Below are 13,215 nucleotides of genomic sequence, written 5' to 3'. Positions count from 1 at the left end.
GATTTACTGCTCTTAATTAATACTTGAATTGGTATGACCACCTATGTAAAATATAGACATATTATTTTATGGGAGAGTAAAACTAATGAATTTAGAACAAGTCGATTCTTTAATTGAAAAAATGGAGCGCGCATCGCTTACTGAAATTTCATATAAAGACAAAGATGTGGATATTAAACTTAAAAGAGAATTAACACCGGAGGCTGCACCAGCAGTTCAGACTGTACAGACACAAAGCGCACCACCGGTGCAGTCTCCGGCTAAAGAATCTCAGCCTGAAGATGAAGGCCTTGTTGTCAGAGCACCGATGGTCGGGACTTTCTACAAAGCACCTTCACCTGAAGCTGAAGCGTACGTTAAAGTAGGAGACACAGTAAGCAGCACATCAGTCGTTTGTATTTTGGAAGCGATGAAATTATTCAATGAAATACAGGCAGAAGTGTCCGGTGAAGTTACAGAAATTTTAGTAGATGACGGAGATATGGTTGAGTACAATCAGCCATTATTCAAATTACGATGATTAAAAAAGTGTTAATCGCAAACCGCGGTGAAATCGCGGTAAGAATCATCCGTGCCTGCCACGAACTTGGAATCGAAACTGTCAGTATATACTCCGAAGCAGATCAGGATAGTTTACACCGGAAACTAGCGACAGAATCTTATTGTATCGGACCAAAACTTTCAAAAGACAGCTATCTGGATATGATCGGGATTATTACCATTGCTCAGTCAACAGGCTGCGATGCTATTCACCCGGGTTACGGTTTCTTAGCTGAAAACAGCGATTTTGCAGAGATGTGTGAATCATCGAGCTTGATCTTTATCGGACCGATGTCTGAAACGATTTCTCTAATGGGCGTAAAAGATGTCGCGAAGAAAACGATGATTGAAGCGGATGTTCCGACAGTGCCGGGCAGCGACGGTGTAGTAAAATCACTGGATGACGCTTATGAAATTGCTGAACACATCGGTTATCCGATTATTATTAAAGCAAGCCACGGCGGCGGCGGTAAAGGAATCAGAGTCGCACGTAACAAAGATGAGCTGACACAGAATTATAAATTAACAGAGCAGGAAGCCGAAAGTGCCTTCGGCAATAAGAGTCTTTATATTGAAAAATATATTGAAAACTTCCGTCATGTTGAAATTCAGATCCTCGGAGACTATCACGGCAATGTCATTCATTTAGGTGAACGTGACTGTACAGTTCAGCGCCGTATGCAGAAACTTGTAGAAGAAGCGCCGAGTCCGGTCATCAGTGACAAGACGAGACGCGAAATGGGAGAAACTGCAGTCCGTGCAGCGAAAAGCATCGATTATATCGGTGCCGGCACGATTGAGTTTATTTATGATTTAAACGACCATAAATATTACTTCATGGAAATGAATACACGTATTCAGGTTGAACACCCTGTAACGGAAATGATTACTGGCGTAGACCTTGTGAAATCGCAAATACGTGTGGCAATGCACGAACCGATTCCTTATAAACAGGAAGACATTAAATTTGAGGGTCACGCCTTTGAATTCAGAGTCAATGCGGAAAACCCGTATAAAAACTTTATGCCGTCGGCAGGGAAGATAACAGAATTCCTTCAGCCGGGCGGATTTGGAGTGAGAATGGACACTGCATCGTATGCAGGCTATGTCATTCCGCCGTACTACGATTCAATGATTGCGAAGCTGATTGTACACGGTAAAAACCGTGACGAAGCAGTACAGACAGCAAAACGCGCGCTCGGAGAATTCCAGATCTCAGGTATCGATACGACAATTCCGTTCCACCAGAACATCTTATTGAATGACGCATTTTTAAACAATGATTATAATACGAATTTCCTTGCAGAACAGGATATTATGAAGTAGCAGTTTTAACCGTCTTTTTATTCCATTTGGAATAGGGAGACGGTTTTTATCTTTTTCTTTTTAGGGTAGATATCAGTAAATCACAGAAGGAGGATTTATAAATGAATAATTTCCTTGAAGTATTTAATGATGAGCTAAAAAAAGTGCAAAATGAGGAACAGGATGAGAGTTCTCAAATACAGCACGATGATAATTATTTGGAAGAAATTGAAAGGGATCTGGGTAAAATCTCTGAGATTTACGAACCGCTAATTGAAGTGATTAAACAAAAATTTGATAACACTGCAGAGATAAAAAGTCCGAAAGATTATAAAGTAGAGGAAGAGATTACGATAAATTACAAAGACAGCACTGCGATATCCTATCAGCTGCAGAAAAATAAAGTATCTTCAAATGTTCCTGCGGCCTACAGAATTAGAATCGGCGGTAAATTGCAGCTGCCGGATATGCTTGTACAAACTAATGACAACGGCAACTATTATTATTTTGAAGATAAACACACATCTGCTGCAGATACTGATAAAGATGATCTAGTCGGTATTCCATATCAAGATAAAGACGGCGTCGTTGAATCCAATCAGTTTGATAAGGTGCTGGAAAAGCATATAGGGCGATTGGCGAGATATATTGGAAAAAGGTGAGAATCGTCATCTTCAACTGACCATCTTCGTTAATTTGAAAAATTATATCCAGTATGTAATTATCTGAAAAATCTAAAATAAAATAGCTTTCTCCACTCAAATTCACTATAATTAATGTAAATATATTGAATTTAAGGGAGAGAAGTATTTTGAGGAAAATTCTAGTAATTAGTAGTCTATCTTCTATACTATTACTTAGTGCGTGCGGAACAGGAGACGAAAGTGAAGAAACTACTGCGACTGATATCGATGTCTCAGCTTTAGAAGAAGAAAATGAACAGCTGAATCAGCAAGTTGAAAATCTAGAACAGCAGATAAGCGAACTGGAACAGCAAAACTCTGAAAAACAAAACGATAGTGACCTAGCAGAGTTAGAAGAGAAGAATAAACAACTTACTGATCAGGTGGAGGATTTGGAGAATCAAATTTCCAATAAAAATGAAGAGATAGCAAGCTTGGAAACTGGTCTGGAAGAGGCTGAATCGAAAGTTGAAGAGAGTGAACTTGCAGAAATAGATGAGAAAGATGAAACTGCAGAAGAAGAAACTGCATCTTCCGGTTCTGATTCAGACGATGTTCCAAGGGAGTGGGAATCCGCTCTAAACAGTGCATACAATTATGCTGAAATAATGAGTATGTCTAAAGCTGGAATTTACGACCAGCTTGTTTCTGAATATGGAGAAGCCTTTCCTGAGGAAGCTGCACAATATGCGATTGATAATATTGAATTTGATTGGAATGAAAATGCATTAAAGTCTGCAGAGAATTATCAAGATTTAATGGATATGTCACATTCAGCAATTTATGATCAGCTCGTTTCCGAATACGGAGAAAAATTCACCCCGGAACAAGCGCAATATGCAGTGGATAATCTAGAATAACAAATTTATTGGCCGGCTTTTTTAAGCGGGCCATTTTTATTTCGGAACAGGCCCATTTAACTTGAAATGAAGTCCCATCAGCGCGGTCAAAAGCAGCTGAATTCAATACACTCTTCTGTATTACGGATCTTATTGACTGGAACCGTAAATAAACATATATTTAAAGTAACAAAATACAGCTTAAAGACTTTTCCGAACGGAGTCAGCGGTTTATCGATCCATTCAGCAAACCATTTAATATTACCCGCGTCACGTGATATAATAAAAGAGTGAGGTGATTGTATGATTTTACAAAATCATAATACAAATTTGGGCAGCATCGAAATCTCCAGTGAAGTCATTGAAGTAATCGCAAGCATTGCGGTTGAAGAAACTAAAGGCGTTCACTCATTGCAAAATAATTTTGCCAGTGGTAATATCGAAAAGATTGGGAAGAAATTCCGAGGCCGCGGTGTGAAAGTCGAGACTAAAGATGGTCAGATTCACATTGCGATTTACGTCGTATTATCAACTGACAGAAACGTTCACAGCGTAGCTGAACGTATTCAGGAAAATGTTAAACAAGCTGTAAATGATATGCTCGAAGTCACAGTTAACGAAACTAACGTGCACATCGTTAATATTATTAAATAAGTTAATAGAATAGGTTTAGGTGTAAGCATGAAGAGACATGAACAAAGAAAGAAAGCATTTCAGCTGTTATTTCAAATAGATAAAAACGTTGTTGAGCTGAGAAATGCCCGTTTTTACGAAGTCTATCAGACTGAAACATTTGTTAAATCGGTGATCGATTACTATATCCAGAATCAAGATCAGGTAAATGATGAGATCAGCCGTTACTTAACAGGGTATACGATTGATCGTATATCCAAAGTAGAAAGAAATATATTACGTCTCGCGGTCACTGAACTGCAGAGTCATGGTGCACCTGTAAAAGTTGTCATTGATGAAGCGGTGAAAATCGCCAAAAACTACGGTGACAAAGACAGCCACCGTTTCGTTAACGGGGTATTGAAGAACTTTGCCGTACAGAATGAAGGTTAGGTAAAATGGATAGTACAAAGTATTTATCAGTTCAGTCCTTAACAAAATATATTAAATATAAATTTGAAAAAGACCCGTACCTGCAACGGGTCTTTCTTAAGGGTGAGCTGTCGAATGTGAAACATCATACGAACGGCCACATTTATTTTTCTGTTAAAGATGACAGATCCGTCATCAGTGCGGTGATGTTCAGATACGATGCTGAAAAACTGAATTTCAAGCCCGAAGAAGGGCAGAATGTCCTTCTGGCAGGAAATATTACTCTGTACGAAGCCCGCGGGCAATACCAGATTTACGTTAAAGAAATGCAGATTGACGGTATCGGCCAGCTGTTTTTAAAGCTGGAACAGAACAAAGAGCTGCTGAAGAAAAAGGGCTACTTGAATCCGGAGCACAAAAAGGCGGTTCCTGCTTTCCCGGAACATATCGCCATCGTCTCTTCATCGACGAGTGCAGCGATTAAGGATATGATCACCACCTTAACCCGCAGATATCCGCTCGTTAAGGTTACTTTATTAAATACATATGTCCAGGGCGGCCGCAGCCAGGAGAGTGTTCTTACAAATCTTAAAAGAGCGGACTCACTCGGCGCGGACACAGTAATTCTTGCCCGGGGCGGCGGATCGATTGAAGATCTGTGGACCTTTAATGAATTGGAAGTCGCACTCGCAGTATTTAATATGGATACGCCGGTAATAACTGGGGTAGGCCACGAGACAGATATTACGCTCGTTGACTATGTCAGTGATCTCCGGGCGCCGACACCGACTGCTGCAGCAGAACAGGCTGTGCCTAATATCAGAGATTTAAATCTCCGTCTAGGCGAGCTCGGCAGGCAGGCGGATAATCTGATAATGACAAAAATTGACCGGTCCAGAAAACAGCTGGAAGGGCTGGCGAATTACTACAAGTTTAAAAATCCGAATTTATTATATACAGAAGAGACTGAAAGGCTGCGAGATTTAACCGCGTCACTTGATAATTATATGTCTTCCTCGCTGCTCGAAAACCGGCACATGCTGGACAGGCATATGTCTGCATTATCCTACAGCAGTCCGTCTCCTCTTATAAGAAATGGGCAGGCCGAACTTCTGAGAACAAAAGATGAGCTGAAACGTCGGATAAAAGCGGTGCTCGGCCGGAAGATGGAACACCTTTCAGGAAACATTAATGTGCTTGAATCAGTCAGTCCGGTTCAAATATTAAAAAGAGGCTATTCTTATACAACGTTTAATAATAGAATAGTAACGGAAGCAAAAAACTTAAAAGTTGGCGATGTTATTGAAACATCATTTAATCGAGGCACAGTCAGCGCGAAAGTAACTGAGGTGAATACAGATGACTAAAAATGATCAGACTTTTGAAATGAAAATGACGAGACTGGAAACAATCGTTAAATCGCTCGATGAAGAGGAAGTATCCCTGGAAAAGTCGCTGGAACTTTATCAGGAAGGTATTAAACTTTCACAGGAATGCGATAATATATTGAAAAATGCCGAGTTAAAAGTTGAAGAACTCAATAAGGATACTGATAACGATGGAGAATAAAAACAAAGCTTATATCGATAAAGTGAAATCCCATATACTTCTGCATCTGAAGGAATATCAACATTCTGAAACAATTTACGAGGCGAGTAAATATTCTGTTGAAGCCGGCGGCAAAGGACTCCGTCCGCTGTTGTTATTTACTGCGCTGGAGGCACTTAACACAGACGTCTCAAAAGGTGTCAGTACAGCATCCGCGATTGAGATGATTCATACTTACTCGCTGATTCATGATGATCTGCCTGCCATGGATAACGATGAACTGAGACGCGGCAAGCCGACAAATCATGTCGTCTTCGGTGAAGCGGCGGCGATACTCGCCGGCGACAACCTGCTCAATGAAAGTTTTAATGTACTTGCGAAAGACAAAGCATTATCAGCAGAAGTAAGAATTAAACTCGTTGAGATAATTTCTTCTGCAAGCGGACAGTCAGGCATGATCAGCGGACAAATGCTCGATATCGAAGCGGAGAAACGAAAAACATCGCTTGATGAACTCGAAAAAATTCATGCTTACAAAACCGGTGCGCTCATTAAAGCACCTGTGACAGCAGCGTGCATTATTGCCGGTGCGGAACCTCAGGTGAACTCGCGTCTTGAAAAATTCAGCGAAGTTATCGGCGTCCTGTTTCAGATTAAGGATGATATTTTGGATCTTGAAGGCAATCCTGAAATTACAGGTAAGAATACGGGCAGCGATGCGAAAAAAGGCAAAGTGACCTATGTGAGTGAACTTGGGTTAAAAGGTGCTAAGGCTGCCTTGAATGATAAAGAAGAAGAGGCATACGGCATCCTAGACAGTCTGGATGGATTAATAGCGACAGCGGGGTTACGTAAAATCGTTCAGATGTTTGCTGAAAGAGATCAATGATAATTCATATGCCAGTATGAATTATCATTTTTCTTTTTGGTCCGAACAGTATAGTGTTATAATGATTACTAGTAAATTTAAAGGTGGTTGCTATATGAATATATATAGTATTGACGAGCCGTCATTTGTGAAAAAATTAAATGAAGAAGAGCTCGTACAGCTAGCAAGTGACATAAGAGAATTTCTCATCGAGTCATGTGCAGTAACAGGCGGCCACATCGGAGCAAACTTAGGTGTTGTTGAATTGACAATTGCACTTCATAAGTACTTTGATTCACCGTCGGATAAACTGATTTTCGATGTAGGACATCAAGCATATATACACAAAATTTTAACGGGCAGAAGTGCGGATTTCGCCACGCTCAGACAATATAAAGGATTATGCGGATTTCCAAAAATGCGTGAAAGCGAGCATGATGTATGGGAAGCGGGCCATTCATCGACATCGCTCTCAGCTGCGATGGGTTTTGCAAAAGCACGCGATATTAAAGGTGAAAAAAATCACGTTGTTCCGATAATCGGCGACGGTGCACTGACCGGCGGTATGGCGCTTGAAGCACTGAATCATATCGGCAGCGACAAGACGAATATGACGATTATTTTAAACGATAACGAAATGAGCATTGCGCCAAACGTCGGCGCACTTCACAATATGCTCGGACGCATGAGGACGAATGCTCAGTACAACAAATTTAAACACGGTGCCGAAGGGTTTATCGAACGTCTGCCTCAGGTCGGCACAACGCTCCGCGATCTCGCTGACCGTTTTAAAGACAGTACAAAATATATGTTTGTCGATGGTATTTTCTTTGAAGAACTCGGCATTAAATATATCGGTCCTGTCGATGGCCATAATTTTGAAGATCTCGGTGCAGCGATTAAAACTTCTAAAGAATACGACGGTCCCGTCCTCATTCACGTGATTACGAAGAAGGGGAAAGGCTATCATCCTGCAGAACATGACAAACTCGGTATCTGGCACGGACTCGGGCCGTATAAAATCAATACCGGCGAAGTGCTTGGTACGAAGAAGACAGAATCGTGGAGTGCATTTATGTCGAACACGGTACTCGACCGCGCTCATCAAGATGAGACAATTGTTGCAATGACACCGGCTATGCCTGTCGGCAGCAAACTGACCAAATTCCAGAATGAACTGCCGGAACGCTTTTTTGATACCGGTATTGCCGAACAGCATGCCGTGACAATGGCAGCAGGATTAGCGGCTGCAGGCATGAAACCGTACCTTGCAATCTATTCAACTTTCCTGCAGCGCGGTTACGACCAGCTTCTGCACGACGTTGACAGACAAAATCTCAATGTGCTTCTCGGTATCGACCGGAGCGGTCTTGTCGGTGCGGATGGTGAAACTCATCAGGGCGTCTTTGACATCAGCTTTATTGCCCCCCTCCCTAATATCACATTAATGATGCCGAAAGACGAAAAAGAAGCTGAGATGATGATTGATTTATCATTTGAAACTGAAGGCCCAATGGCCATCCGCTATCCGCGCGGCAATGTCCAGGGTGTCGATATGAAAGAAAACCGAAAACCGCTTGAAATCGGCAGCTGGGAAGTGCTCCGTGAAGGCCGTGATGCCGCACTAATCTCGTACGGACCAACGCTTTACACTGTATTGGAAGCTGCTGATTCACTAGGTAAAGAGGGCATTGAAGTTAAAGTGATAAACGCACGCTTTATTAAGCCGATGGATACTGCTCTCCTTAATTCTCTCGGAGAGAGCGGAATCCCTGTATTTGTTATAGAAGAAGCAATGCTTACAGGCGGTCTCGGCAGCATGGTGTCCACCTATATGAACGATGAACTGTACACGAATAAAATTCAGCGTCTAGGGATTGATAATGAATATATCGAACACGGCGATGTGGATCTGCTGCTCCGTGATATCGGCATTACAGCAGAAAATATTGCACAACGGACTAAACAGCTGACAGGGGCATCTTATGAAGAAAATGCGAATCGATGAATATATTTTCGAACATTTTAATGTCGGTTCAATAGATGATATACAAAAATTAATTATGGCAGGGAAAGTATTAAACAATAATGAACCTGTTTATAAAGCTTCAGATAAAATTTCACCCGAAAAAGCTCAGGTCAGATTTAAAAATGTGAAGCAGTTCGTTTCGCGCGGGGGCTTAAAGTTAAAACACGCCATCGATTCTTTCAGACTGGATTTAAAGGGTAAAGTAATGCTCGATATCGGCTCATCCACGGGCGGTTTTACCGACTGCGCACTCAAGCACGGGGCAAAATACGTCTATGCTGTCGATGTCGGTACTAACCAGCTCGCCTACCAGCTGAGAATTGACGAGCGGGTATCCGTGATGGAGCAGACCAATTTTAAAGAGACTGTAATCGAAAATTTCGATCCTCTCCCGGATGTCATTTCAATCGATGTATCGTTCACATCAATTGTACCGATTCTCCGTCATATAAAAGCATTGTTTACCCATAATATCGAAATTGCAGCTTTAATTAAGCCTCAATTTGAAAGTTATCTGGAAGAACGGGAAGAGAGCGGTATTATTACAAATCTCGATACGCATTATCAGGTCCTTCGGCGTGTGCAAAAAGAATGCGAAACACTCGGTTTTAATCTGTCAGCAATTGAACGTTCTCCGATTACGGGAACTAAAGGCAATAGAGAATATCTCTTTTATCTGACGGCCGAACCAAATGAATATGCAGTAACAGACAAAGACATCAAAGCCGTCGTGTACGGCTGATGTCTTTGTTTTTGCTATGCAAAGAGAGCGGCTTATGATAATATAATGAATAAATATTCAATAACTATTTATAAAAGGGGGGATTTTAATGTCTAATAAATCAATCAGACAAATTAAAATCAGAGAAATCATTACTAATAACCGGATTGAAACCCAGGAAGAACTCGTAGATAAGCTTATCGAACATAAGTTTAATGTTACTCAGGCAACAGTATCCCGGGATATTAAAGAACTGCAGCTGATTAAAGTTCCTTCACCGGGCGGAGAATATGTATACAGCATGCCAAAAGACAGACAGTACCATCCGCTTGAAAAACTCGGACGCTACCTGATGGACAGTTTTGTTAAACTGGACTTTACAGGCAATCTCCTCGTTTTAAAAACACTGCCAGGCAACGCCCAGTCGATCGGAGCAATTATCGATCAGCTCGAATGGGAAGAAGTTGTCGGCACAATTTGCGGGGACGATACATGTCTGTTGATCTGCCGTGATGAAGAATCACAGCAATTAATTAAAGATCGTATTTTTAATCTTATTTAACTGGGGTGTTTAATGTGCTGCTCAGATTAAGTGTGCAGAATTTTGCCGTGCTTGAAAATATTGAATTGGATTTTTCCAGAGGAATGACTGTATTTACAGGTGAATCAGGTGCCGGTAAATCTAAAATTATTGAAGCCATCAGCTATTTGGAAGGACGCCGCGCATCCGCAGATGACATACGGTACGGAAGCAGCGGCGCTGTCATTGAAGGTGTCTTTGATTTTCCTGTCAATGATAAACTCAGCAGTATGCTTAATTCACTCGGTATTGAAGAAGATGAATTGTATATCGTGAGACGCGAAGTGATGGCCAGCAGTAAAAGCTTAATTAAAATTAATAATCAGATGATTACGCTGAATAATTTAAAACAGATTATGGCACTTGTGCTGTCGATTCATTCGCAGTCGTCACAAGCTGAAGTACTGCAGAAAAATGAACAGATTGAATACCTCGACCGCTATATCGGCCTTGGCAAAGAAAGTATTTTTACCGAATACCAGCAGCACTACCAAGCTTATCAGTCGGTAAAAGAACGCATTGAAGAACTCGAATACAAAGACCGCAACCGCCTGACACAGCTGGAACTGTTAAAAATGCAGCATGCTGAAATTTCAGCCCTTGAGCTGAAAGAAGATGAGGAAGAAGAACTTGAACATGAGCTAGAGTTTTTATCCAACTACGAAAATATTCACGGAGCACTCAGCCAGATTAAGTCGCTGCTTGTGAGCGAATATCCGCCGCAGGGTATGCTGTATGATATTAATCAGTCACTCGATACAGTTACTAAGTTCGACGAATCATATACATCTTATAAAGATACGCTGATGGATGCATATTACCTTTTAACCGAGCTGAATTCCCATGTGTCGAATGATTTGTCTTCGATCGATTACGATGCAGAACGTTTAAATACGATTCAGTCCAGATTGAATCAGTTCAATCAGCTGAAGCGCAAATTCACAAAAACCTATCCCGGGCTGCTTCAGTTCGAGCAGGAACTGCAGGAAGATATCGATGATCTCGAAAATATTTCACAGTCGTTCACACGGCTGGAAGATGAGCAAAAAGAACTGTATGAGAAAATGGAGCAGTCCGCAATGAAGCTTCACACATACAGGAACGAGCGCAAACACTTCTTAGAAAGCAAGCTGCGCCGCGAACTCAGTGAACTCGAAATGCCGAACGTTCAGTTTGAAATCAGCTTAAAAGAATCTCATTTTAATCCGCTCGGTTTTACCGATGTTGAGTTTTTAATTGCGACGAATAAAGGCGAACCGCTGAAACCTATGAAGCAAATTGCTTCAGGCGGGGAAGTGTCCCGGGTCAGTCTTGCCCTGCGGACTATCTTCTCTGAATTCGACAGCGATTCTTTAATTATTTTTGATGAAATTGATACGGGAGTCAGCGGACAGGTGGCTGCCCGCATGGTCGAGAAAATGAAACTTCTGTCCAAACAGCGCCAGGTGCTGGCGATTTCTCATCTGCCGCAGGCAGCAGCAACTGCAGACCATCTTCTCCATGTAGAAAAAGACACTGAAGGTGAACGTACGCACTCAACCGCAGCTTATTTGAATTATGAAGATAAAATCGAAGAAATTGCACGCATGATCAGCGGCTCTAAAATTACTGAAGCCGCCCGGCTTAATGCGGCAGAATTATTAAAATCCAGTGAAGATTAATCTTCACCGGATTTTTTTGCTTGTTTCATGAAACGTTCCTGGGCACGTTTATTTTTGCGTTCGCGGTACAAAAGATATCCGCCGATAAACCATATTCCGAGTGCAGTCATAATCAGACCTGCAAAAAACTGCAGGGCAGTGTAGGTAAACGGATCAATTACGATACCAAATATGCTGTCCCGCATCAGTTTTATTCCGATTCCCGCAATGATGCCGGGAATAACCAGTATTATTAAAGCAACTATTTTAAGCATAATCTTCTCCTAAAATCATTTCTAAATAATATTATACAACAAAACCCGGAAAGTAAAATTTACGATTTATGAAACATGTATGAAATTAGACCTTGAATATTCTTAATTATTAAACATTTTTTGATACACTTTTCATTTTCGAAAAATAATTGTATGATTTTTGTAAGGGCTTTCAAAAGGGGTCTGGTAAATGTATTTATCCGAAATATTGTATAATAATTCTGAGGAGGCGAATTCATGAATTTTGATGAAATATTACAGATTAAGACAGGCACCGAAGCATCAATAGCACTCGTCAGAGCGGCCTCAGACGACCTGCTTGAACTGGTCATTGATACAGAACGGGAACTCGGTATAAAATGGCATCTTTTTGATGATGAACACAAGATAAAAGAAATGTTCAAAAAAATAAATTTTGATTATACAATACATAATATATCGATTCACCACAGTACAAATGATCAGGATGCAGCGGCTAAGGCCGGCCAGTTTATTGCTGACGGCGGGGCAGAGGTTCTGATGAAGGGTCTTATTTCAACAAGTGTTATTTTAAAAGCAGTATTAAATAAAGAATTAAAGCTGCTGAAACAGGACCTTTTATCTCACATTGCACTGTTCAGCCTGCCGAAATACCACAAGCCGGTAATTATCAGCGATGCGGCGATGAATATCGATCCGAATACAGAAACCAAAATTAAAATAATAGAAAATACTATTACCGCAGCAGGCAAGCTCGGTATTAAAGAACCTAAAATTGCTCTCATTTCTGCAGTCGAAAAAGTGAATGAAAAAATAGCTTCTACCGTCACAAATGATACAATAGTGAGGGCCTGTAATTTTAAAGAGGCAATAATCGACGGGCCTATGCAGTATGATCTTGCACTGTCAAAATCCGCTGCAGAAATTAAAGGGTACGACTCAGCTGTCGCAGGTAATGCAGATATACTGATTATGCCGCACATCGATGCGGGAAACATACTGTATAAAGCACTCGTGACGACTGCTGGCGCTCACGTAGCGGGTATGATCGCCGGACTTAAAGTCCCTTTCGTACTGACTTCGCGTGCAGATTCAAAAGAAGAGAAGTATAATTCAATTAAATTGGCAATTAAAATGATGGAACACAATCAGGAGGATGTTTAA

15 protein-coding genes are annotated in these 13,215 nt (G+C 41.1%); 14 read left to right on the top strand and 1 reads right to left on the bottom strand.

Translation table 11 applies throughout. The features are described 5' to 3' along the window. Positions 1 to 85: 85 nt before the first annotated feature. The 13 genes from accB to recN all read left to right on the top strand — a co-directional run bounded on the left by accB (position 86) and on the right by recN (position 11,818). A complete protein-coding gene (accB, locus tag DFR63_RS03550) occupies positions 86 to 520 on the top strand; it encodes an acetyl-CoA carboxylase biotin carboxyl carrier protein (protein WP_115884358.1) in 435 nt (144 codons plus the stop codon). Beyond that, positions 520 to 1,866: an acetyl-CoA carboxylase biotin carboxylase subunit gene (accC, locus tag DFR63_RS03545; protein ID WP_115884751.1), complete on the top strand. Its 1,347-nt coding sequence runs from the start codon at positions 520 to 522 to the stop codon at positions 1,864 to 1,866. The genes accB and accC overlap by 1 nt, the downstream gene beginning before the upstream one ends. A gap of 101 nt (positions 1,867 to 1,967) precedes the next feature. Continuing rightward, positions 1,968 to 2,507 (top strand): hypothetical protein, encoded by a 540-nt coding sequence (locus tag DFR63_RS03540; protein WP_115884357.1) that lies wholly within the window; start codon positions 1,968 to 1,970, stop codon positions 2,505 to 2,507. Positions 2,508 to 2,656: 149 nt separating this feature from the next. Then, the gene (locus DFR63_RS11715) at positions 2,657 to 3,388 is read left to right on the top strand and encodes an Ltp family lipoprotein (RefSeq protein WP_245954120.1); all 732 of its coding nucleotides are present in this window, start codon (positions 2,657 to 2,659) and stop codon (positions 3,386 to 3,388) included. 282 nt (positions 3,389 to 3,670) lie between these two features. Then, entirely contained in the window at positions 3,671 to 4,021 is a 351-nt protein-coding gene (locus tag DFR63_RS03530) for an Asp23/Gls24 family envelope stress response protein (RefSeq protein WP_115884355.1), read from the top strand. 27 nt (positions 4,022 to 4,048) lie between these two features. After that, the gene (nusB, locus tag DFR63_RS03525; RefSeq protein ID WP_115884354.1) at positions 4,049 to 4,432 is read left to right on the top strand and encodes a transcription antitermination factor NusB; all 384 of its coding nucleotides are present in this window, start codon (positions 4,049 to 4,051) and stop codon (positions 4,430 to 4,432) included. 5 nt (positions 4,433 to 4,437) lie between these two features. Continuing rightward, positions 4,438 to 5,778 (top strand): exodeoxyribonuclease VII large subunit, encoded by a 1,341-nt coding sequence (xseA, locus tag DFR63_RS03520; RefSeq protein WP_115884353.1) that lies wholly within the window; start codon positions 4,438 to 4,440, stop codon positions 5,776 to 5,778. Beyond that, the gene (xseB, locus tag DFR63_RS03515; RefSeq protein ID WP_115884352.1) at positions 5,771 to 5,980 is read left to right on the top strand and encodes an exodeoxyribonuclease VII small subunit; all 210 of its coding nucleotides are present in this window, start codon (positions 5,771 to 5,773) and stop codon (positions 5,978 to 5,980) included. The genes xseA and xseB overlap by 8 nt, the downstream gene beginning before the upstream one ends. Next, positions 5,970 to 6,848 (top strand): polyprenyl synthetase family protein, encoded by an 879-nt coding sequence (locus tag DFR63_RS03510; RefSeq protein WP_115884351.1) that lies wholly within the window; start codon positions 5,970 to 5,972, stop codon positions 6,846 to 6,848. Before xseB ends, DFR63_RS03510 begins: the two co-directional genes overlap by 11 nt. A gap of 94 nt (positions 6,849 to 6,942) precedes the next feature. Beyond that, positions 6,943 to 8,835, top strand: a complete 1,893-nt coding sequence (gene dxs / locus DFR63_RS03505; protein WP_115884350.1) for a 1-deoxy-D-xylulose-5-phosphate synthase — start codon at positions 6,943 to 6,945, stop codon at positions 8,833 to 8,835. Then, positions 8,813 to 9,598 carry a TlyA family RNA methyltransferase gene (locus DFR63_RS03500; RefSeq protein ID WP_115884349.1) on the top strand — a complete coding sequence of 262 codons (786 nt, stop codon included), beginning with the start codon at positions 8,813 to 8,815 and terminating at the stop codon, positions 9,596 to 9,598. Before dxs ends, DFR63_RS03500 begins: the two co-directional genes overlap by 23 nt. Before the next feature lie 88 nt (positions 9,599 to 9,686). Further along, entirely contained in the window at positions 9,687 to 10,139 is a 453-nt protein-coding gene (ahrC, locus tag DFR63_RS03495; RefSeq protein ID WP_115884348.1) for a transcriptional regulator AhrC/ArgR, read from the top strand. Between the two features lie 14 nt (positions 10,140 to 10,153). Further along, positions 10,154 to 11,818 carry a DNA repair protein RecN gene (gene recN / locus DFR63_RS03490; RefSeq protein ID WP_115884347.1) on the top strand — a complete coding sequence of 555 codons (1,665 nt, stop codon included), beginning with the start codon at positions 10,154 to 10,156 and terminating at the stop codon, positions 11,816 to 11,818. On the opposite strand, the gene DFR63_RS03485 is transcribed toward recN, so the two are convergent. Beyond that, complete coding sequence (locus DFR63_RS03485; protein WP_115884346.1) at positions 11,815 to 12,072, bottom strand: DUF2627 domain-containing protein; 258 nt, start codon at positions 12,070 to 12,072, stop codon at positions 11,815 to 11,817. The genes recN and DFR63_RS03485 overlap by 4 nt on opposite strands. 237 nt (positions 12,073 to 12,309) lie before the next feature. Here DFR63_RS03485 and DFR63_RS03480 point away from each other — a divergent pair, with 237 nt between their 5' ends. Then, the gene (locus tag DFR63_RS03480) at positions 12,310 to 13,215 is read left to right on the top strand and encodes a phosphate acyltransferase (protein WP_115884345.1); all 906 of its coding nucleotides are present in this window, start codon (positions 12,310 to 12,312) and stop codon (positions 13,213 to 13,215) included.

The organism is Jeotgalicoccus halotolerans, from assembly GCF_003387165.1.
Lineage (GTDB): Bacteria > Bacillota > Bacilli > Staphylococcales > Salinicoccaceae > Jeotgalicoccus > Jeotgalicoccus halotolerans.
Note: the sequence above shows the minus strand (reverse complement) of the source record. Positions and strands in the feature narration are given on the sequence as shown.